20 protein-coding genes are annotated in these 22,238 nt (G+C 58.5%); 12 read left to right on the top strand and 8 right to left on the bottom strand.

Annotation, left to right across the window (positions count from 1 at the left end; all coding sequences use genetic code 11):
* Positions 1-29: 29 nt before the first annotated feature.
* The 5 genes from ACZ445_RS08395 to kdpF all read right to left on the bottom strand — a co-directional run bounded on the left by ACZ445_RS08395 (position 30) and on the right by kdpF (position 7,281).
* Positions 30-2,681 (bottom strand): DUF4118 domain-containing protein, encoded by a 2,652-nt coding sequence (locus ACZ445_RS08395; protein WP_464705035.1) that lies wholly within the window; start codon positions 2,679-2,681, stop codon positions 30-32.
* A gap of 124 nt (positions 2,682-2,805) precedes the next feature.
* Positions 2,806-3,351 carry a potassium-transporting ATPase subunit KdpC gene (gene kdpC, locus ACZ445_RS08390; RefSeq protein WP_179030124.1) on the bottom strand — a complete coding sequence of 182 codons (546 nt, stop codon included), beginning with the start codon at positions 3,349-3,351 and terminating at the stop codon, positions 2,806-2,808.
* 64 nt (positions 3,352-3,415) lie between these two features.
* Positions 3,416-5,479, bottom strand: a complete 2,064-nt coding sequence (kdpB, locus tag ACZ445_RS08385) for a potassium-transporting ATPase subunit KdpB (protein ID WP_464708204.1) — start codon at positions 5,477-5,479, stop codon at positions 3,416-3,418.
* Between the two features lie 8 nt (positions 5,480-5,487).
* Positions 5,488-7,182: a potassium-transporting ATPase subunit KdpA gene (kdpA, locus tag ACZ445_RS08380; protein WP_179040866.1), complete on the bottom strand. Its 1,695-nt coding sequence runs from the start codon at positions 7,180-7,182 to the stop codon at positions 5,488-5,490.
* Positions 7,183-7,191: 9 nt separating this feature from the next.
* Entirely contained in the window at positions 7,192-7,281 is a 90-nt protein-coding gene (kdpF, locus tag ACZ445_RS08375) for a K(+)-transporting ATPase subunit F (protein WP_003218754.1), read from the bottom strand.
* A gap of 402 nt (positions 7,282-7,683) precedes the next feature.
* Here kdpF and eat point away from each other — a divergent pair, with 402 nt between their 5' ends.
* Positions 7,684-9,048, top strand: a complete 1,365-nt coding sequence (gene eat, locus ACZ445_RS08370; RefSeq protein ID WP_058424481.1) for an ethanolamine permease — start codon at positions 7,684-7,686, stop codon at positions 9,046-9,048.
* Between the two features lie 112 nt (positions 9,049-9,160).
* A complete protein-coding gene (locus tag ACZ445_RS08365; protein ID WP_003172675.1) occupies positions 9,161-9,328 on the top strand; it encodes a DUF2897 family protein in 168 nt (55 codons plus the stop codon).
* A gap of 8 nt (positions 9,329-9,336) precedes the next feature.
* On the opposite strand, the gene ACZ445_RS08360 is transcribed toward ACZ445_RS08365, so the two are convergent.
* A complete protein-coding gene (locus ACZ445_RS08360; protein ID WP_464708203.1) occupies positions 9,337-10,185 on the bottom strand; it encodes an urea carboxylase-associated family protein in 849 nt (282 codons plus the stop codon).
* 15 nt (positions 10,186-10,200) lie between these two features.
* Positions 10,201-10,845 (bottom strand): GntR family transcriptional regulator, encoded by a 645-nt coding sequence (locus ACZ445_RS08355; protein ID WP_058424483.1) that lies wholly within the window; start codon positions 10,843-10,845, stop codon positions 10,201-10,203.
* 121 nt (positions 10,846-10,966) lie between these two features.
* On the opposite strand from ACZ445_RS08355, the gene ACZ445_RS08350 reads away from it, so the two are divergent.
* Positions 10,967-11,545: a TetR/AcrR family transcriptional regulator gene (locus ACZ445_RS08350; protein WP_464708202.1), complete on the top strand. Its 579-nt coding sequence runs from the start codon at positions 10,967-10,969 to the stop codon at positions 11,543-11,545.
* Between the two features lie 15 nt (positions 11,546-11,560).
* Here the strand turns inward: ACZ445_RS08350 and ACZ445_RS08345 are convergent, their stop codons facing one another.
* Positions 11,561-11,893, bottom strand: a complete 333-nt coding sequence (locus ACZ445_RS08345; protein ID WP_058424485.1) for a ComEA family DNA-binding protein — start codon at positions 11,891-11,893, stop codon at positions 11,561-11,563.
* Between the two features lie 502 nt (positions 11,894-12,395).
* On the opposite strand from ACZ445_RS08345, the gene ACZ445_RS08340 reads away from it, so the two are divergent.
* The 9 genes from ACZ445_RS08340 (at position 12,396) to ACZ445_RS08300 (ending at position 22,235) form a co-directional block, all read left to right on the top strand.
* The gene (locus ACZ445_RS08340; protein ID WP_179029090.1) at positions 12,396-13,385 is read left to right on the top strand and encodes an FAD-binding oxidoreductase; all 990 of its coding nucleotides are present in this window, start codon (positions 12,396-12,398) and stop codon (positions 13,383-13,385) included.
* A gap of 12 nt (positions 13,386-13,397) precedes the next feature.
* Positions 13,398-14,171 carry a glucose-1-phosphate cytidylyltransferase gene (rfbF, locus tag ACZ445_RS08335; RefSeq protein WP_058424487.1) on the top strand — a complete coding sequence of 258 codons (774 nt, stop codon included), beginning with the start codon at positions 13,398-13,400 and terminating at the stop codon, positions 14,169-14,171.
* 2 nt (positions 14,172-14,173) lie between these two features.
* A complete protein-coding gene (rfbG, locus tag ACZ445_RS08330; protein WP_058424488.1) occupies positions 14,174-15,259 on the top strand; it encodes a CDP-glucose 4,6-dehydratase in 1,086 nt (361 codons plus the stop codon).
* A gap of 24 nt (positions 15,260-15,283) precedes the next feature.
* The gene (gene rfbH / locus ACZ445_RS08325) at positions 15,284-16,597 is read left to right on the top strand and encodes a lipopolysaccharide biosynthesis protein RfbH (protein ID WP_058424489.1); all 1,314 of its coding nucleotides are present in this window, start codon (positions 15,284-15,286) and stop codon (positions 16,595-16,597) included.
* A 3-nt stretch (positions 16,598-16,600) separates the two neighbouring features.
* Positions 16,601-18,316, top strand: a complete 1,716-nt coding sequence (locus tag ACZ445_RS08320; RefSeq protein WP_058424490.1) for a thiamine pyrophosphate-binding protein — start codon at positions 16,601-16,603, stop codon at positions 18,314-18,316.
* Positions 18,316-19,248, top strand: coding sequence for an NAD-dependent epimerase/dehydratase family protein (locus ACZ445_RS08315; protein ID WP_179029088.1), 933 nt, complete (start codon positions 18,316-18,318; stop codon positions 19,246-19,248). Before ACZ445_RS08320 ends, ACZ445_RS08315 begins: the two co-directional genes overlap by 1 nt.
* Positions 19,245-20,555 (top strand): hypothetical protein, encoded by a 1,311-nt coding sequence (locus tag ACZ445_RS08310; RefSeq protein ID WP_058424492.1) that lies wholly within the window; start codon positions 19,245-19,247, stop codon positions 20,553-20,555. Before ACZ445_RS08315 ends, ACZ445_RS08310 begins: the two co-directional genes overlap by 4 nt.
* A complete protein-coding gene (locus ACZ445_RS08305) occupies positions 20,552-21,535 on the top strand; it encodes a glycosyltransferase family 2 protein (protein ID WP_058424493.1) in 984 nt (327 codons plus the stop codon). Before ACZ445_RS08310 ends, ACZ445_RS08305 begins: the two co-directional genes overlap by 4 nt.
* Positions 21,536-21,749: 214 nt before the next feature.
* Entirely contained in the window at positions 21,750-22,235 is a 486-nt protein-coding gene (locus ACZ445_RS08300; RefSeq protein ID WP_235594946.1) for a DapH/DapD/GlmU-related protein, read from the top strand.
* The last annotated feature ends 3 nt before the right edge of the window (positions 22,236-22,238 follow it).

The raw sequence follows: 22,238 nt of genomic DNA, 5'->3' as shown, positions 1-22,238 counted from the left end.
ATCAAAATCCGTGAAGAAAACAGGGTAGCTCATGCCTCGCGTTCCAGGCCAGGCTGTGTCGGTAAAGGCAGGAACAAGGTGATGCAGGTGCCACGTCCGTCAATGCCCTCGGCCACGCTGATATGCCCACCGTGGGCGCCGACCATGCCCTGGCAAATTGCGAGGCCCAGCCCCGTGCCCTGCCCGCCTCGATCACCGCGTGCTGCGGTGTAGAACATATCGAAGATCTTTGCGCGCTCATCCTCGGGAATACCGGGGCCTTCATCAGCCACGGCGAAGAACAGCTGGTTATCGGCAACGCCGGCGCTCAGCTGCAAGCGCCCTTGCGGCGGCGAAAAACGTGCGGCGTTTTCCAGCACATTCACCAAGGCCTGCTCGATCAGCGCCGCATGCACATACAACAACGGCAACTCGGGCGGCACTTCGGTACTCACCTGCAACGGCGCCAGCACCGCACGCAGACGGCCGAGGGCGCTGCCGACGATATCGCCCGGCGACACCCAATCGCGCGCCAGCTTCAAAGCGCCGTGGCCGAGGCGGGTCATGTCCAGCAGGTTCTGGATGTAACGGTCGAGACGCTCAGCCTCATCGCGGGTGCTTTCGAGCAATTCGCGGCGGTCCTCCAGCGGGATGGCCTCACCGAGCGCCAGCAGGCTGTCGATGCTGCCCCGCATGGAGGTCAGCGGCGTGCGCAAATCATGGGATACCGACGCCAGCAAGGCGCTGCGCAGTTGCTCGGTTTCGCCGTGCAACCTTGCAGACTCCAACTCCTGGGCCAGTTGCGCCCGTGCCAGCGCCTGGGCCAGCGGCTGGCTCAAGGCAGTGAGCAGACGACGGCGTTGCCCGCTCAATTCCAGGCCCGGCTTGGGACTGACCCCGAGCAAACCCAGCGGGCCTTCTTCGCCCGACAACGGCCACCACCACCAACGCCCGAACGGCAGGGTCCCGGTGCCCATGCCCGCTGGCTGGTCATGTTGCCAGGCCCAATCGGCGGCGGCCCGCTCGGCTTCGGTAAGCGTCAGCGGGCCGCCGGTCTCGATGGCCCAACCGCCTTGGCCATCGCGATTGACCAGGCACAGATCCAGGTCGCTCCAGCCTTCCAGATGATGCGCGGCAGCACTGATCACCGCCTGGCGATCAGTGGCGGCCGTGAGTTTGCGCGACAGGTCGAGCAACTCGCTGGTTTCTTCCTGGGTGTCGCGCAACGCCTGCAACTGGCGGCGCTGGCGCGCAGCCAGGTTGCCGGTCAACGCCGCCATCAACAGGAAGAACAACAGGGTCAGTACGTCTTCTTCACGTTGGATGGCGAAGGAAAAATTCGGCGGGATGAACAGGAAGTCGTAAGTCAGGAACGACAACGCCGCACACACCAGCGACGGCCCCAGGCTGCTGCGCACCGCCACCAGCAACACCGCGGCGAGGAACACCAACGAAATGTTCGGCAACGGCAAGACGCTGGACACCGCCCAGGCCACCGCTGCCGCAACCACCGTCGCCACAACTGCCAGCGCATAGTCAAACCACACCAGCCCGCGTACATCCGGCAAGCGTGGCGGCGCAGGCATGTCGTCACTGTCGAGGACGTTGATTTCCAAGCCCCGCGCATTACGCAGCAAACGCGCAGCCAGGCCGCCGCCGAACAAGCGACGGCGCCAACGCATCCGCGACTGCCCCACCAGCAGCAGGCTGGCGCGGCGTTCGGCGGCGTGCTGGATCAGTGTCTTGGCCACCTCTCCTGCACGCAGCAATACCACCTCGCCACCCAGGCGCTCGGCCAACTGCTGGGCATTTTGCAGGCGCAGCCGCGACTGTTCGTCCCGCGCACGACCGTTATCGATATGCACCAGGCTCCACGGCAAATGGCGGCGCTGGGCGACGCGACTGGCATGGCGCACCAGGCGCTCGGCCTGCGCATCGCCATCCACGCCCACCAACAAGCGCCCACGCACCGCCGGCGCGGCCTGGCCGAGCTGGCGATAGCCTTGGGCCAAATCGTCATCGACGTGGGCGGCGGCGGTCTGCATCGCCAACTCGCGCAGGGCCATGAGGTTGGTCTGGGTGAAGAACGCATCAATGGCCGCACGGGCCTGCTCCGGCACATACACCTTGCCGTCGCGCAGGCGCTCCAACAGCTCGCGGGACGGCAGGTCGATCAGCAGCAGTTCGTCGGCCTCTTGCAGTACCCAGTCCGGCAGGGTTTCACGCACCTGCACGCCGGTGATGCCGCGCACCTGGTCGTTGAGGCTTTCCAGATGCTGGACGTTGACCGTGGTAAACACGTTGATGCCGGCGGCGAGCAGTTCCTGGATGTCTTGCCAGCGCTTTTCGTGACGGCTACCGGGGGCGTTGCTGTGGGCCAGTTCGTCCACCAGCACCAGCTTGGGCTTGGCGGCGAGCAGGCCGTCGAGGTCCATTTCTTCGAGCATCACGCCACGGTATTCGCTGCGCAGCAACGGTTGTTGCGGCAGCCCGCTGAGCAAGGCTTCGGTCTCGGCGCGGCCGTGGGTTTCGACCACGCCGGCGATCAGCTTCACGCCCTGTCGTAGTTGCGTGTGCGCGGCCTGGAGCATGGCGTAGGTCTTGCCCACGCCCGGCGCGGCGCCAAGGAATACTTTGAGCCGGCCACGGCCGTCCCGGGGCAGATCGGCTAACAGGGCATCGGCGCGGCCGGAGTCGCTCATGCTCGGGGTTCCTTCAGATGTTTATTGGTTGCGCCTCAGGCCGCCATCGCGGGCAAGCCCACTCCCACACTTGGAATGCATTCCCCTGTGGAAGCTGGCTTGCCTGCGATGGCAGCGCCACGGCCTACAACTTTTCCAGGGCCATGTTCAGCGCCAGCACATTCACCACCGGCGGGCCCACCAGCGGGCTTTCGATGTGTTCATCGAGCAAGCGCTGCAAGGTCGACACCGGCACATTCCGCGCCGCCGCCACCCGCGCCAGTTGATAGGCAATCGCCTGTGGTGGCAAGTGTGGATCAAGACCGCTGCCAGAGGTAGTCAGCGATACCAGAGGCACCGGCCCCTGGCTCGGCACCAGCTGTTTACTCGCGTCATCGAAGATACGCGTCGCCAGCGTCGGGTTGCTTGGGCCAAGGTTACTGGCACTGCTGGAGACCGTCGCAAAAGCGCCAGCCGAGGGGCGCGGGTGGAACCAGTTGTCACCGGTAAAATCCTGGGCGATCAGGCTGGAGCCACGCACCTTGCCGCTGTCATCGCGTACCAGGCTGCCATTGGCCTGGTCCGGGAACGCCACTTGGGCGACACCGGTCACCACCAGTGGGTAAGCGACGCCGGTAATCAGGGTCATGAGCACCAGCAGGCTCAGGGCCGGGCGGATCATGTTGGACATTTCGGATTCCTCAATTCGGTCATTGCAACCTGTGGGCACCCGCCGGGCGCCCACAGGAATCGGGTCAAACCAGGTGCAACGCAGTCAGCAGCATGTCGATCGCCTTGATGCCCACGAACGGCACCAGAATCCCGCCCAGCCCGTAGATCAGCAGGTTACGCCGCAGCAATGCCGCCGCACTCGCCGCCTGCACGCGCACACCGCGCAGCGCCAGGGGGATCAGCACCACGATGATCAGCGCGTTGAATACGATGGCCGACAGGATCGCGCTCTGTGGGCTCTGCAAGTGCATCACGTTGAGCACGCCCAGTTGCGGGTAGATCGAGGCGAACAGCGCCGGCAGGATCGCGAAATACTTGGCCACGTCGTTGGCGATGGAGAACGTGGTCAATGCGCCACGGGTCACCAGCAATTCCTTGCCGATCTGCACCACGTCGAGCAGCTTGGTCGGGTCGCTGTCGAGGTCGACCATGTTGGCGGCCTCACGCGCAGCCTGGGTGCCATCGTTCATCGCCATGCCGACGTCCGCCTGGGCCAGCGCCGGAGCGTCGTTGGCACCGTCGCCGCACATCGCCACAAGGCGGCCGTCATTTTGTTCATGACGGATGCGGGCGAGTTTTTTCTCGGGGGTGGCCTCGGCCAGTACGTCATCCACGCCAGCTTCGGCGGCAATCGCGGCGGCGGTCAGCGGGTTGTCGCCGGTGACCATCACGGTACGGATCCCCAGTTTGCGCAGCTCGGCGAAACGCTCGCGGATGCCCGGCTTGACCACGTCCTTCAGGTGGATCGCGCCGAGCAACTTGCCGTCGGCACACACCAGCAAGGGGGTACCGCCGCTTTGAGCGATCTTGTCGATTTCCCGCGACAGCGCAGGCTGCAAGTCGCGACGTTGTTGACCGATGAAGGCCAGCAGCGAATCCACCGCGCCTTTGCGGAACACACGGCCGTGGTAGTCGACACCGGACAAGCGGGTTTCAGCACTGAACGGCACGGCCGTCAGTTCGTCTGCGGCCGGCTCGGCTTGAGGGTGCAAGGCGCGCAGGTATTCGACGATGGATTTACCTTCGGCCGTGTCATCCGCCAGAGAGGCAAACAGTGCGCCTTCGGCCACTTCCTTGCCGCTGACGCCAGGCGCCGCGACCACCGCCGCACAGCGACGGTTACCGAAGGTGATGGTGCCGGTCTTGTCCAGCAGCAACACATGCACGTCGCCCGCTGCTTCCACGGCACGCCCGGACTTGGCGATCACATTGAGGCGCACCAGGCGGTCCATACCGGCGATGCCGATGGCCGACAACAAGCCACCGATAGTCGTAGGAATCAGCGTCACCAGCAGTGCGACCAGGAACACCAGCGGCAAGCTGCCACTGGCGAAGTGGGCAAACGGCTGCAGGGTCACCACCACCAACAGGAAGATCAGGGTCAGGCCGATCAGCAGAATATCCAGCGCCACTTCGTTGGGGGTTTTCTGGCGTTTGGCGCCTTCCACCAGGGCGATCATGCGATCCAGGGTCGACTCGCCCGGGTTGGCGGTGATGCGGATCAGCAGCCAGTCCGACACCAGGCGTGTGTTGCCGGTGACCGCCGAACGGTCGCCGCCGGACTCGCGGATCACCGGTGCCGACTCACCGGTAATGGCCGCTTCGTTGACCGCCGCGATGCCTTCGATGACTTCGCCGTCACCGGGGATCATTTCCCCGGCGGCGACACGCACCACATCGCCTTTGCGCAGGCTGGTGGCCGGCACGACCTTGAAGCTGCCATCGGCCTCCTTGCGCCGTGCGCTGAGGCCTTCGCTGCCGGCCTTGAGGCTGTCAGCGCGGGCCTTGCCACGCCCTTCGGCCAGCGCTTCGGCGAAGTTGGCGAACAGCACGGTGAACCACAGCCACACGGCGATTTGTACGGCGACAAACGTGGGCACGGTGGTGTCGGGCACGAAGCACAGCACAGTGGTGAGGATCGCGGTCAGTTCGACCACCAGCATCACCGGCGAACGTTGCAGTTGGCGCGGGTCCAGCTTGACGAACGCCTGGACCAGCGCCGGGCGCCACAGAGCCGAGATGGCGGTTTTGGCAGGCTCCTGGGTTTTGACCGGGGCCGCATTTTTTGCAGGCATATTCATGTTCATATCGCCTCTTAGAAGCCCATGCTCAAGTGTTCAGCAATGGGACCCAGCGCCAGCGTTGGCAGGAAAGTCAGGCCGCCCACCAGCAGAATGGTCACGGTCAACAGGGTCACGAACAGCGGGCCATGGGTCGGGAAGCTGTTCTGGCCAATCGGTGCGGTCTTCTTCATCGCCAGGCTGCCGGCCAGGGCCAGTACCGGGAGGATGTAGCCGAAGCGGCCGATCAACATGCCCAGGCCCAGCATCAGGTTATGGAACGGGGTGTTGGCGCTGAAGCCGCCGAACGCCGAGCCGTTGTTGGCGCTGGCCGAGGTGTAGGCGTAGAGCAGCTGGCTGAAACCGTGGGGGCCAGGGTTGCTGATCGCGCCGGCCGGGCCGGGCAGGCTGGCGGCAATGGCGCCGAGTACCAGCACGCCCACCGGCATCACCAGCAAGGTCACCACCAGCAATTGCACTTCTTTGGCCTGCAGCTTCTTGCCCAGGTATTCCGGGGTGCGGCCAATCATCAGGCCGGCGAGGAACACTGCAATCAACACGTTGAGCAACATGCCGTACATGCCGGCGCCGACGCCGCCGAAGATCACTTCGCCGACCATCATGTTGACCAGCGCGACCATGCCACTGAGGGGGCTCAGGCTGTCCTGCATGCCGTTGACCGAGCCATTGGATGCCGCTGTCGTGGTCACCGACCACAGCACCGTGCCGGTTGTACCAAAGCGTGCTTCCTTACCTTCCAGTGGCGCAGTCTGTTCCACGGCTGGATTGTTCAGGGTCGGGTTGGGCTGGTATTCGGACCACAGAGAAGTCGCGCCACCGATCAGGAACAACGCCAGCATGCAGCCGAGGATCGCGCGGCTCTGGCGCAGGTCCTTCACGTAGTGGCCGAAGGTGAACACCAGCGCCACGGGGATCAGGATGATTGACGCCACTTCGAACAGATTTGCCCAAGCGGTAGGGTCTTCAAATGGATGCGCCGAGTTGACGCCGAAGAAGCCACCGCCGTTGGTGCCCAATTGCTTGATCGCAATCTGGCTGGCCGCCGGGCCCAGGGGGATCACTTGATCCACGCCTTGCATGGTCACGGCATCCACGTAATGGGCGAAGGTTTGCGGCACGCCCTGCCACACCAGGAACAACGCCAGCACCAGGCACAACGGCAGCAGGCCGTAGAGGGTGGCGCGGGTCATGTCGACCCAGAAGTTGCCCAGGGTCTTGGTGGATTTGCGACCAATCCCACGGCAAAGCGCGACCAGCACTGCCAGACCGGTCGCCGCGCTGACGAAGTTCTGCACGGTCAGGCCGGCCATCTGGCTGAGGTAGCTCAGGGACGCTTCACCGCTGTAGGACTGCCAGTTGGTATTGGTCATGAAACTGACCGCGGTGTTGAACGCCAGCGTCCATTCCTGCCCCGGCAATTTCTGCGGGTTCAGTGGGAGGTAGTCCTGGAACAACAAGATCGCGAACAACAGCAAAAAGCCCGCAAGGTTGAAAGCGAGCAAGGCCAGCATGTACTTCTGCCAGCTCTGTTCCTGATGCTCGTCCACGCCCGACAGGCGATAACAGGCACGCTCTACGGGGCCGAGCACCGGCGTGAGCCAGGTGCGCTGCCCTTCCATCACTTTGTAATAGAACCGCCCCAGGAACGGGGCCGGCACCAGCACCACGGCAAAGAAGGCAATGATCAGCCAATAGTCATAACTGTGCATGGCCAGCTCCTAGTTCCGATCCGCGCGTAACAGCGCAACCAGCAGATAAATGAACAGCGCCACGGCCAATAGCAGTGACACCCCGTCCAGAACGCTCATGGAAGTCTCTCCGTTTAGCGGCGAGTGCCGCGTGTGGGGCAATTGTCGGCAGGAGTGGCGTAAAGGAACGAGAGCGAGGGTGTGGGCGGGGCGTAAAGACGGCGTAAAGAGTGGGTTTATGCGGGGTTTACAGGGAGGGTTGTGCTGGATTGGAGGGCCTCATCGGGGGCAAGCCCCCTCCCACACCGGGCCTGCGTACACCGGTCAAAATGTGGGAGGGGGCTTGCCCCCGATGAGGCCCTGCCAGCCACCCCCGCACTTATCTGGTGCGACACCGGAAAATTTCAAACGCCAAACCATCCCCCAGACGACAGTTGCGCCGCTTTACGACACGGTTGTGAGGCATGGCATGTCCGCTGCAACACCTTGAATCATTCCAAACCGTTCAGGGAGCGCATCACGATGAACACACAACTCAAACCCACCTTGGGCACCCTGCACTTATGGGGCATCGCGGTCGGGCTGGTGATATCCGGGGAGTACTTCGGCTGGAGCTATGGCTGGGGCGTCGCCGGGACCCTGGGCTTCCTGGTGACCTCATTGATGGTTGCCGCGATGTACACCTGTTTTATCTTCAGCTTCACCGAACTGACCACCGCCATTCCTCATGCGGGTGGGCCGTTTGCCTACAGCCGTCGCGCCTTTGGAGAGAAAGGCGGCTTGATCGCGGGGCTCGCGACCTTGATCGAATTCGTTTTCGCACCGCCCGCCATCGCCTTGGCCATCGGCGCCTACCTGAATGTGCAGTTCCCGGCGCTGGACCCCAAACACGCGGCCGTCGGTGCCTACATCGTGTTCATGGGCCTGAACATCCTCGGCGTCAAGCTCGCCGCCACCTTCGAACTGGTGGTGTGCGTGCTCGCCGTCGCTGAATTGCTGGTGTTCATGGGCGTAGTGGCGCCCGCCTTCAGCTTCAGTAACTTTGCCCTGAATGGCTGGGCCGGCTCCGACACGTTCGGCGCACCGGCGATTGCCGGCATGTTTGCCGCAATTCCCTTCGCCATCTGGTTCTTCCTCGCCATCGAAGGCGCCGCCATGGCCGCCGAAGAAGCCAAAGACCCCAAGCGCACCATTCCAAAGGCCTACATCAGCGGCATCCTGACCCTGGTGATCCTGGCCATGGGTGTGATGTTCTTTGCCGGCGGCGTGGGTGACTGGCGCACCCTGTCCAACATCAACGACCCACTGCCACAAGCCATGAAAACCGTGGTCGGCGACAGCTCCGGCTGGTTGCACATGCTGGTGTGGATTGGCTTGTTCGGCCTGGTGGCCAGTTTCCACGGCATCATCCTCGGCTACTCACGCCAGTTCTTCGCCCTGGCCCGCGCCGGTTACCTGCCGTCTTTCCTCGCCAAATTGTCGCGTTTTCAGACACCCCATCGCGCAATCATCGCCGGCGGCGTGGTTGGCATCGCGGCGATCTACAGCGACGGCCTGATCAACCTCGGCGGTATGACACTGACCGCAGCGATGATCACCATGGCGGTATTCGGCGCCATCGTGATGTACATCATGAGCATGCTCAGCCTGTTCAAACTGCGCAGGACCGAACCGCTGCTGGAACGCACCTTCCGCGCGCCGGGTTACCCCATCGTGCCGGGCATTGCGCTGGTGCTGGCGGTGGTGTGCCTGGTGGCCATGGCTTGGTTCAACGCACTGATCGGGCTGATCTTCCTGGGCTTTATGGTGGTGGGGTTCGCCTACTTCCAGATGACTGCGCAAGACCGTGCCGATGCACCGGCGGATGCGATGTTGACCGGGCTCTGATCTACTACGAGGCAGAACGGGCCTACACTGAACTAGTAAGAAAGCCCGTCACTCAAAGCAGTTATTACCGTGGGAAAACTCTCCCACGGCAATCTGCCTCAAGGAGAGCCTTATGCCGTGGTATGCGTGGTTGATTATGGTAGTAGCGATCGGGTCGATCGTCGGTGGGCTGATGATGCTGCGTGACAGCGCCAACAAAGTGGAACTCACCGACGAACAACGCAAGCGTGTGGCCGAGCGCAACGCCCAGGCGGACGCCAAGGATGCGCAGGATCGCTGAGCCTTGGGCTACTCCCAATCCGCCTTGGCAATATGCAACCCGTGCTGCCCCTTGTAGGCAGCACGTTCCGGCTGGCGCCAGCCATTGAGCAGCTCATCCTCCAACGTGTAGATCTCAACCCCCAGCGGACGGCACACCGTCAGCGGATCCTGCGCCTCCGGGCCCCACATCGGCAGCGACAAATCCCCACCGGGGCACGTCGACAGCGCGCACAGCAAATCAATCTCGGCAAAGAACTCCAGGTAGTCGCCCTTCTGCGCAGGGCAGGCCTTCATGAAGTACATGTCGTCGTGATTGAGACCGGTGCACTGGAAAATATTCAGCACGTCATGCACATCGAATTCCGTCAGGCCGTGAGGCAAAACCGCGCATGTCAGGTTGGAGTGGCAATGGTGGTGGAAGTCCTCACCGGTGAGCATCCGATTCACATAGGGATCACAACGTGTGCCAAGCAAATCATGCAGCCGCCCGCCGTGTTCATCGATCCCGTAGCTGGCCAGGCTGTCATCGGTGATCGTCACCAAAGGCCGCAGGAATGGCAGGTTCGACCACAAGCGGTCATGGGTGCTGACATGGGCGCCCTGCAATTGGCGGGTACGCGCCGCCCACAGGCGCTCACGGGGGTCATTGGCATTCCATACGTTGAAATCACCCACCTGCGGGCCAACCGGCGTGGTCACACGGAACACATGCCCGGCTGGCACCTTCCACGCCCTGCCCGTACGAATCGGCACCTCAAACTGCTCGATCAGCGTGCGCTGGTCTTTTCGATCACGGATGCGCTCGTAAAACGCTGTGTCGACCTGCAACGCCGAACCTTTACTGACCTGATAAGCGGCCGGATAGTCTTTGTACATGGTGCAGATCCTCGATCAGGGGTGGTTAAACAAGGCCAGGGACAGGCGTTCCGAATCATCCAGGTACAGGCTCATCGCCTCCCCCGCCGCCGATTTATCCTGCTCGACCAATAATGTGTAGATCTCACGATCACGCTCCAGCCACGGCGACTGAAAACGCTGCTCATCAGGCGCAGCGCAAAACACCAAGCGCAGTTGAGCGATGACCTGGGCAAAAAACTCATCGAACAACGGGCTGCGCATCAACCCGACGATGTGCTGGTGAAACACCAAGCTATGGGTGGCGACAGCACGCCAGTCTTCGCGCTCGCGGGCCAGGGTGGTGGCGTCGATGGCGTTTTGCATGCGTTCGGATTGATCCTCCGTCAGGGGACCGCTCTGAGCGATGGCCTGCAACTCTAGGGTGCGGCGCACGACAAACAAATCACGCACCTCCTCTCGCGCCAACCGCCGGACCATCACCCCCTTGTTGCGCACATAACGGGTCAGCCCTTCTTGCCCCAGGCGGTGCAACGCTTCACGGATCGTGTTGCGCGATGCGTTGTAGGCTTTGACCAGTTCTACCTCGACCAAAGGCATTCCTGGCAGCAATCGCCCGCCGATGATGTCAGCGCGAAGCTCCAGGGCAATCTGGTCGGCAAGAGACAAACTGAGTGTCATGGCTACCTTCATGATTGTTGAACAATCCTCGATGGGTAGGTAATCACTTTTCATGCCAACGTGTCAGCGTGTAAAAAGATTCAAGTTGGTTAAAATGCCAGCCTGTCACTGAGGCCCACCTATGCGTTACTCATCCGACCACAAAGCCAAGACCCACCAACGCATCATCAAGAAGGCCTCTGTACGCTTTCGTCGCGACGGGATCGGCGCGACCGGTCTGCAGCCCTTGATGAAGGCTCTGGACCTGACGCATGGCGGGTTCTATGCCCACTTCAAATCCAAGGACGAACTGGTGGAAAAGGCGCTGCAAGCCGCAGCTGCCGAGCTGGATGCGCATTGCGAAATGTTGTTCAGCCAGGAACGCCCTCTTGAGGCATTTATTGATAGTTACTTATCTGAGTGGCATCGAGCCTCGCCGGATCAGGGTTGCCCACTGCCTACCATGTGCTCGGAGTTGGGTCTCAGAGGCCAGCAGAGTCCGACCACGGACGCGGTACTGAGGGCGCGCTTGCAGCAGGTGGAAGCGACGCTGATTAGCACGAATGCCGATGAAGAAAGCCTGGTAATGATGTCGACACTAGTGGGCGCATTGGCCCTGGCCAGGAGTGTCGAAAGCGCAGCGCTGGCGGTGCGTATTCTGGACGTAGTTAGGGAAAGCCTGAAGGCACAGGCTTCGGAAAATGGAGTGGCCGGTCGGTGACCGGCCGTCCTGTGCTCAGTTGATTACAATCCTTTCGCGGTTCTTCTCCAGCAGCGCCTTGCCGATGCCCTTCACCTCCAGTAGTTCATCAACAGCAGTGAACGGACCATTGCTCTCGCGGTAGGCGATGATCGCCTTGGCCTTGGCGGCGCCGATGCCAAAGAGGTCACGGCGCAGGGTTTCGGCATCGGCGGCGTTCAGATTGACCTTGGCGGATTGCTCTGCCTTGGACATTTGGGTCGTGATCGGGATTGGAGCCTCGGTTTTGACGGAGGGCGCTGCGGTGGTGGTGACAGAGAGGGTGGTGAGGAAGGCGAAGATTAAGGAGGCGATATAGGCGTTTTGCATTGGTGACACTCCATGACATCGATAAAGGAAATGCAGCTTTCCTAAGCTGCATTTCAAACTTAGGTGATGTTTGGAAGGAGTCAAAAACGGATCGGTAACAGCGTATGACCCGCCCACTCAATGCCAGTGAAACGGCCTGGGCAGGCCCCGGATATCCTGCATTTCCAGTTACGGTCCCAAGCAGGTAGAATTGCCGCCATCAATAGGCAGTCCGTTATTCAATAATCAGCAACACGCTGCGATGTTGCTGCGAATTGTATATGCGATTCAACTGGTGGGGCCTTCCGCCAGCGGCTTCTATCCGCTTTAAACTCTACGAAAAATGTCCCCGGCCAGGGGCGCAGTCTGCGCGCTGAATGTCGTATGACTTTCAGAGTAATGACGACAGGAGATGTATACGTACATGGGTATCAAAAGTATCGGGCCGATGGCGGCCGTCCCTCGCACTCCAGTGGACGAGTCGAATCCTTGCGACGCCAACCCTGAGCATGGTGCCTGACGCATGTCGATTGTTACATTGTCGAACCACAAGACGTTTACGGCTGAACCCGGCAAGAGCCTTCTGGATTGCGCCAAGTCACAAGGCACAGTGCTGGAATACAGTTGCCGTACAGGCCGTTGTGGCGTGTGCAAGGCTAACGTGCTTCAAGGCCATACAGAGGTAGTGCAACCGGAACTCGCGCTGACGGAAGAGGAGCGTGCCTGCGGTTCCATCCTGACGTGCTGCCGGGCCGCCGTCACCGATATCGAGCTGGACATCGAAGACCTGGGATTGCTGTCCGACATCCAGATCAAAACCATGCCTTGCCGCCTCGATACCCTGGAGCGCCTGGCGGACGACGTGCTAAGGGTTGTCCTCCGAACGCCTCCAAAAAGCGCACTATTCTACCTTCCGGGGCAGTACATCGACGTCATAGGCAAAGACGGTGTGCGCCGTAGTTACTCCATCGCCAATGCCGTGCGTGAGGATGCCAAGCTGGAACTGCATATCCGCCAAGTACCCGATGGCGTGATGAGCCAGTACTGGTTTGGCGGAGCCCAAGCCAATGACCTGCTCAGGCTGGAAGGCCCGCTGGGCACCTTCTGCTTGCGCAGTGCAAGCACGACGAACCTGGTGTTCATGGCAACCGGAACCGGAATCGCCCCGGTCAAAGCCATGCTTGAAGGCTTGAGTGACGCACCGGAAACACTCAGCGGCAAGCGCATTTACGTGTACTGGGGCGGCCGTACGGAGCAGGACTTGTACTGGCAGCCTGATTTTCCATCGCTGGGCCTGACCTACCGCCCCGTGCTCTCACGCGCGGACACACAATGGCCCGGTGCAACAGGCTACGTTCAACAGGCCGTCCTTGCAGAAAGTCTTGACCTGGCCGATACCTCGGTCTATGCCTGTGGCTCAGAAGCCATGATCCACGCCGCACGCGAGCTGCTGACGCAGGCTGGCCTGCCCCTCAAACATTTCCATTCTGACGCCTTTGTAAGCTCGAATTGACCCGGAGACAGCATGAAAGCAGTTATTTTGGCCGGTGGCCTGGGAACGCGGCTAAGCGAAGAAACCAGCGTACGCCCAAAACCCATGGTCGAGATTGGCGGCAAACCTATTCTCTGGCACATCCTGAAGATGTACTCCGCGCACGGCATCAATGACTTCATTATCTGCTGTGGCTACAAGGGGTATGTGATCAAGGAATACTTCGCCAACTATTTCCTGCACATGTCCGATGTCACCTTCAATATGCGCGACAACACCATGAAGGTGCACGACCAACGCGCCGAAGACTGGAACATCACCCTGGTCGATACCGGCGACGAGTCTATGACCGGTGGTCGCCTGCGTCGCGTCGCTGACTACGTCAAAGACGAAGAAGCCTTTTGCTTTACCTACGGTGATGGCGTCAGCGATGTTGATATCGGCGCGACCCTGGCCTTCCACAAGTCGCACGGCAAAGCGGCGACGCTCACTGCAACGTTCCCGCCCGGCCGTTTTGGCGCGCTGGATATCCAGAAAGGCCAAGTGCTGAACTTCAAGGAGAAACCCAAGGGTGATGGTGCCCTGATCAATGGTGGCTTCTTTGTCTTGAACCCCACAGTGCTCAAATACCTGGAGGATGACAGCACCACCTGGGAACAGGAGCCGCTGATGAAGCTTGCCGCCGAGGGCCAGCTCATGGCTTACGAACACCCGGGGTTCTGGCAGCCCATGGACACACTGCGTGACAAACATTATCTGGAAGAGCTTTGGCAGTCCGGCAAAGCGCCCTGGAAATCCTGGGACTGAATATGAAGTCGACCGTTTCTCCTGCCTTTTGGCAAGGCAAAAGAGTCTTCGTGACCGGCCACACCGGGTTCAAGGGTAGTTGGCTGTCACTCTGGCTGACCAGCATGGGCGCACAGGTGAAGGGCTTTGCCCTGGCGCCGCCAACCCACCCTGCCCTGTTCGTCGAGGCCAGGGTGGCCGAAGGCATGGAGTCGGAGCAGGGCGACATTCGCGACCTGGCGGCCATCACCCAAAGCATGACGCGCTTCAACCCGGACGTGCTGATCCATATGGCGGCGCAGCCATTGGTCCGCTTGTCTTACCGCGAGCCGGTCGAGACCTACGCCACCAATGTGATGGGCAGCCTGCATGTGCTGGAGGCTGCGCGGCAATGCCCCAACCTGCGGGCAATCGTCAACGTCACCACCGACAAATGCTACGAGAACCGTGAGTGGGAATGGGGCTATCGTGAAGACGAACCCATGGGCGGCCATGATCCCTACAGCAACAGCAAAGGCTGTGTGGAGCTGATCACAAGCGCCTACCGCAAGTCGTTTTTCAACCATCCGCAAGGCGCAGCCTTGGCATCTGGCAGGGCGGGCAATGTGATTGGCGGCGGCGATTGGGCAGAAGACCGGCTGATACCTGATATTCTGGGTGCCTTCGAGAAGGGTCAGCCCGTCACAATACGCAATCCGAAGGCCACCCGGCCGTGGCAACACGTGCTGGAGCCACTCAGTGGATACCTTGTGCTGGCTGAACACCTCTGGACCCAAGGGCATCACTTTGCCCAGGGCTGGAACTTCGGCCCCAAGGATGAAGACGCACGCCCGGTGGAATGGATCCTTGATCACATGGTTCAGGCCTGGGGCACAGGGGCCAGTTGGCAATTGGACCAGGACCCGCAGCCGCATGAGGCCAACTACCTCAAGCTGGACATTTCCAAGGCGCGCGCACACCTGCACTGGACACCCAGCTGGAACCTTGCAACCACGCTCGCCCGGATTGTTACCTGGCATCGTGCCTGGTTGAGCGGCAACGACATGCAGGCCCATTGCCTGGATGAAATCGACGCCTACATGCTCGCCATGCGTGCCAACAGCAACTAACTCTATTTTTTAGCAGGATTTTTCATGACACCCGATATGCTCCGCCAGGAAATCAGCAAGCTCGTCGAGCAATACGCCAAGGTCGCATTGGCGAGCAAGCCGTTCGTGGCCGGTGAGACCGTTATCCCGCCGTCCGGCAAAGTGATCGGGGCGCGAGAGTTGCAACTGATGGTCGAGGCCTCCCTGGACGGCTGGCTGACGACCGGCCGCTTCAATGCTGAATTCGAGAAAAAGCTGGCTGAATTCCTCGGTGTCAAATTCCTGCTGTCGGTCAACTCCGGCTCTTCCGCCAACCTGGTTGCTTTCAGCACCCTGACCTCGCCCAAACTGGGTGAGCGGGCGATCAAAAAGGGCGACGAAGTGATTGGCGTGGCAGCGGGCTTCCCGACCACGGTCAACCCTATCGTTCAATTTGGCGCAATCCCGGTGTTCGTCGACGTCGACATGGCCACCCACAACATCAATGCCGAGCTGATCGAAGCCGCCATCACGCCGAAAACCAAGGCAATCATGCTGGCTCACACCCTGGGCAACCCGTTCAACCTGGGCAAGGTCAAGGCGCTGTGCGAAAAGTACAACCTGTGGCTGGTGGAAGACTGCTGCGACGCCCTGGGCGCAACCTATGATGGCAAGCTGGTCGGCACGTTCGGTGATATCGCCACCCTCAGCTTCTACCCGGCGCACCACATCACCATGGGCGAAGGTGGCGCGGTGTTCACCAACAACCCGATGCTCAAAGTGATTGCCGAGTCGTTCCGCGACTGGGGCCGTGACTGCTACTGCGCGCCAGGCTGCGACAACACCTGTGGCGACCGTTTCGGCCAGCAATATGGCAGCCTGCCCCAAGGGTATGACCACAAGTACGTGTATGCGCACCTGGGCTACAACCTGAAAATCACCGATATGCAGGCCGCCTGCGGCCTGGCGCAACTCGAACGCGCCCAGGACTTCATCGACACGCGCAAGCGCAATTTCGTGCTGCTCAAAGAGCGCTTGTCCAGCCTGTCCGAATTCCTCGAAATCGCCGAGGCAACACCCAACAGCGACCCATCGTGGTTCGGCTTCCCGGTAACACTCAAGGAAAGCAGCGGCGTCAAGCGTGTCGACCTGCTCAAGTACCTTGACCAGCACAAAATCGGCACACGCCTCCTGTTCGCCGGCAACCTGACCCGCCAGCCTTACTTCCAGAATCTGGAATACCGCGTGGTTGGCGAATTGACCAATACCGACCGCACCATGAACCAGACCTTCTGGCTCGGCGTGCAGCCGGCGCTGGGCCAGGAGCATTTCGATTTTGTCGGTGAGAAGCTGGAAGAGTTCTTCGGGATTGGTTTCTAAACAATGAAAGCATCGGATGCGGTAGCGCTGGTTCTTGCACAGAACAAGGTTCTGTATGGTTACGAATTGATCGGCGGGATGATCACGCACCTGGTTGACAGTATCAACCAGTTGGGCAAGACCAAGCTGGTTTCCGTTCACCATGAGCAAGCGGCGGCGTTCGCTGCATCCGCCGTCGCGCGTGCTACGCACCACGAAGTACTCGGCGTAGCCTTGGGCACAAGTGGTCCCGGAGCCACCAACCTGATCACCGGCATCGCCGATTGCTGGCTTGACAGCCACCCCTGTCTCTTCCTGACCGGGCAGGTCAACACTTACGAACTCAAAGGCGACAGAAACATACGCCAGCAAGGGTTCCAGGAGCTTGATAGTGTGGCGTTGGTCAGCAGCATTACCAAGTACGCCTATCAGATCCGCCATGTCGACGAGTTGCTGCCGTGCTTGCAACAAGCCATTGATATTGCCAGGGAAGGACGCCCCGGCCCGGTATTGCTGGATATTCCGATGGATATACAGCGAGCAGAACTTGATGACGCACAGGTACAAGCGTTGCTGGCCCCTCAGGCCGAACAAGCTGCGACTGAGCTGCACGCGCCTGATGTCGAAGCGATCGGCAGCGCACTCGCATCTGCGCAGAGACCGCTGATCTTGCTGGGCGGGGGCGCAGTCAATACGCGTAGTTTCGCGCAATGGCTCGAACAACTGGAAACATCAGGAATTCCCTTTGTCGCCAGCCTTAAAGGGGCGGAAAAGATCCCGGCAAGCGCCAATTACCTGGGTATGCTAGGTGCCTATGGAACGCGCGCCGCCAATTACGCAGTGCAAAACTGTGATTTCCTGCTGGTGCTGGGCAGCCGCATGGATGTTCGCCAAACGGGTGCAAAACCTGATGACTTCGCACGTAAGGCCAGGATCGTGCAAATCGACCTGATGGAAGGGCAACTGAACAATCGGGTTCAGGCGCATGCGTCCCATGTGATGGAACTGAATACATTTTTCGCCAGGTTTACTCTGTCCAAACTGCCGAAAAATGCAGCATGGCTTGGGTGGACGACTCAGTTACAAAACGATTTCGAGCACACTTTCGTCGACGAATACGCCGACTGGTCCGTCAGTCCCTTTTTGATTTTTTCGGCTCTGGCCAAGGAGACCAAAGGGTTCGCCGTCGACTATGTTGCAGATGTGGGTAACAACCAGATGTGGGCCGCCCATACACTGCGCCTGAGCCGTGGCCAATCCATGCATCACTCTGGTGGATTGGGCACCATGGGCTTTGCGATTCCAACCGCCATAGGCGTATGCAATGCTGGCCAAAAACCTGTGATTGTCATCACGGGTGATGGCGGTGCCCAGCTCAATATCCAGGAGCTGGATATCATCGCGCGCGACCGGCTACCCGTGCTGGTGGTCGTATTCAACAACCATTCGCTGGGAATGGTGCGCGGCTTTCAGGAAATGTATTTCGAGGGGCGTAACTCGTCGACCTACTGGAATGGCTATTCCTCTCAGTTCAAAGCCATTGGCGAGGCCTACGGCATTGAGTCCGCGGTGGTCACTACACACGATGCGTTTACGGCGCAGGTCAGGTCATTTGTTGGGTCACCTCAGCCCACGCTAATCGAATTGATGATGCCCGACGCCCGGGAGTGTCGGCCCCGGCTTGAGTTTGGTCGATCGATCGATGAACAACTGCCTGAAAAACCGCGGATGCCACGCTGATGCATATCGCAATATTTGGCGCAAACAGCCAAATTGCCAAAGACCTGATTCGTTCCCTGGTAGCGGATAAGGACTGCAGATTGAGCCTGTTTTTGCGCGACAAGAACAAACTCGATACATCCGCATTGACATCGGCACACAAGAAAAAAGTCAACGTTTTCCAGTACGCCGACTTTAATACCAAGACCCACTTTGACGCGATCATCAACTTTGTCGGTGTTGGCGATCCGGCGCTGGCAGTAAAAATGGGTTCGGCCATTTTTGAAGTAACCTATGAATATGACAAGCTGGCTCTGGACTACCTTAAGACTAATAACAAATGCCGCTATCTGTTCCTCAGCAGCGGCGCTGCCTATGGCTGCAACTTTGACGCCCCAGTAAATGCTCAAAGCCTTGCTTTATTCGACCTGAACAACCTGAAAGCAACGGATTGGTATGCGATAGCAAAATTCTATGCTGAGGCACGCCACCGAACTTATACGGACCTCAATATTATTGACGTGCGGGTATTCAATTACTTTAGTCAATCGCAAGACTTAAGCGCGCGTTATTTCATTACAGACGCACTTCGCGCCATTCATGAAAACACCGTATTGACAACCTCCGCGCTTAATATGTATCGAGACTACATAACGCCTGTCGACTTTTACAGCTTGATAGTCAATGCACTGATGTGTAGCGGTAATATCAACCTGGCTGTTGATTGCTATACAAAGGGCCCTACCGACAAATTTTCAATCCTGAATCATCTTCACAAAAAATTTGGCTTGCAGTTCACTGTCGAGGGCGCGCCGCCAGCAGTCAATGCCACCGGCACCAAGCAGCACTACTACTCCGAGAACAAAGTGGCAGCGACATTGGGCTATCGACCCTACTTCAACTCTCTTGATGGGTTGACACATGAAATCGAACGCGCCCAATTCTTCAAATGAATCTTAAAAAAATACTCAACCACGACTTCCGCAATACTGCAATCAATCAACTTTGGCGACTGCTCTCTGGACCAGCCCTGCTGATACTGGTGCCGATCTATTTATCACCTGAAGCGCAAGGATATTGGTATACGTTTATCAGCATGGCTGCACTCGCCGTGTTTGCAGATATGGGATTCTCTGCGGTATTGCTCTTATTCGCCTCCCATGAGTTTGCTCACCTTAAATTCAATAACCAGAAAGAGCTATCTGGCCCTGCTGAAAATATCAGCCGCCTCGCGACGTTGTTGTCTTTTGCCATGAGATGGGCAACTGCAATGGCACTGGTCGTTTTCCCAGCCGTACTTGCGATGGGTTACTATGTGCTCAGTGGCAAGAGCGTCGCTCTCAATTGGCAGCTCCCTTGGCTACTCTATGGGGCAGCCTCAGTCCTGGTTTTTATAAACAGCATTGCGTTGTCGTTTATCGAGGGGTGCGACAGCGTAGGCGATATTCAAAAAATTCGTTTTCACATCAGCATCATCAGTGTGCTGGTCAGTGTCGGCCTGCTGATCACCGGTGCAGACCTGTATGCACTGGCCTTTTCTTTACTGGCAAGCGCGCTGGTTGGCTCCATGATCATCCTTCGCCGCTACAAGGCCATGCTCAGTCAACTGTATAGGCTGGCCCGGCTCTATAGCCATCCGTGGTTCAAGGAAATCATGCCGCTCATGTGGCGGTTTGCTTTGAGCTGGATAAGCGGATATTTCGTTCTATCGATTTTCACACCACTCACTTTCAGCTATCACGGCGCAGTACAGGCCGGTCAGGTGGGCTTGTCGATTGCTGTTTGTATGGCCATGTTCAGTATCGCCAATATCTGGATAACCATTATCACACCGAAAATAAATATCTTCGCGGCGCAGAGCAACACCCTACAGTTGAACAGCATTTTCAAAAAAGGAATTTCACTGTCCATCCTGACTTACATCATGGGGATGGTGGCGCTGTTCACCTTCACGTGGCTTATGAAAGGCCATCCTCTTGTAGAAAATCGTCTGTTGCCGACGCCCTCATTGCTCATGGTCAGCGTAGGCTGGTTGCTACAATTGGCCATCAATGGGATGGCCATCTATATGAGGGCACACAAAAAAGAGCCGCTCGTGGTGGTGTCGGTGGCCAATGGGCTTTATGTCGCGATCACGACATGGCTGGCTGCAAAATACCTTCCATTCGAATACCTGTTTTCCGGCTTCGTCAGTGCCTACCTACTTGTCCTGCCATGGGTTTACTGGATTTTCCGATCATTCAAAAGGCCGTCGCCATGAGTCTGCAACCTAACCCGTTGTTATCGATCGCTCTGCCCACGTATAACCGTGCAGATTTTCTTGACTGCTCGTTGGCTGAACACATACCAGTGCTCAGACAGCATAATATTCAAATATTTATATCTGATAATGCTTCGACCGACGACACGGCAATAGTCGTTGATAAGTGGAAAGCCGAATACCCTTTGCTGCACTACTCACGAAACAGTGAAAACCTGGGAGCCGATTTAAACTTCCAAAACGCACTCATGCTTTCAACTACGGAATACACGTGGCTGTTAGGTGACACGTCGAAAATTCATGCAAACGATATTGAAACTGTGTTGAACCTGCTATCAACTGATAAAACATACGATGCTGTGCTGGTCAATCTGGTGGGAAAAATCAATATTCCAAACACCACCTATCAAGATGCTAGTACATTACTCGAAGACCTTGGCGGTTTGATGAGCTGCATGAGCTGCCTGATCTACAATAAGTCTATGATAGCGAACGCCAACTTCCCCCGTTACACCGACTCCAACTTCATACAAACGGGGATCATCTTCGAATCCATTGCACGCCGACCGTTCATGATCCACTGGCTTCATCAAGTATCTATTACATCGCTTGAAAACAAGCGACTGTCCAAAACCAGCTGGGCCCACACCGACAAGATCTTCAAAATCGGCCTGACCAGTTGGGTAAATTTTATCCTTTCATTGCCTGTCAGTTATTCACTCGCAAGTAAGCTCACGGCATGCACCCGTTTTGGCGAAGTGTCAGGCGCTTTCACTATCAAAGGCATGATTTCGCTGAGGTCGCGAGGGTTGTTAAACTACCGTGTCTACAGGGAATATCGGAAGGTCCTGAGGTTAGCGATAAACTACCCGAGTTGGATAGTTATGGCGATATCTGTTTTTCCGCAGCCATTACTAAAAGCTCTGATCGAGCTTCACCTGCGACGAACGCATAACACACCGTCCTCACCAAGCGATTAGGTTACCTTGCACTCAGCTTTTATCTGTCAATGCATGCCAGCACGAGTAAACTGCAGTGTCATACGTCCTTAAGAAACTAAAGCAACACCATCTGTTCATTATTCCGCTCCTGGCAGGTCGAGCGCTATTGGTGTGGCGTGCATTCATTCACCTTCGCACCCCGCCCAGAGCGGGGCGCCGTGCGTACCTTGGCCGCGCGCCCAAGGTCTTTGGCTTGGAACACATCACATTGGGCAATAACTTTAGAGTCGGTGAAGGGCTCTGGTTACATGCTATCGCTCAGTACATCAGCTTTGCCTATCAACCCCATATCGAAATCGGCGAAAATTTCTCTGCCAGTGACCACTTGCATATCGCCTGCTGTAACAAGGTCACCATCGGCAACGATGTGTTGATGGGCAGCAAGATCCATATCACAGACCACTCCCACGGCGCGTACTCGGGGGAGGACCAGTCCAGCCCCTACGAAACACCGTTCGAACGAAAGCTGTCCAGCAGCGGCCCTGTGACCATTGGCGACAAGGTGTGGATCGGGGACAATGTCGTCATATTGCCGAACACCTCCATTGGCAGTGGCTCGATCATCGGTGCCAATAGCGTTGTTGCCAAAGATATCCCATGCAACGTCATTGCCGTGGGCTGCCCTGCCAGGGTCGTGAAAGTATGGAGCGATAAAGAGAGCAAATGGTTAAGTGTATAAACA

This window comes from Pseudomonas allii (assembly GCF_055380095.1).
Note: the sequence above shows the minus strand (reverse complement) of the source record. Positions and strands in the feature narration are given on the sequence as shown.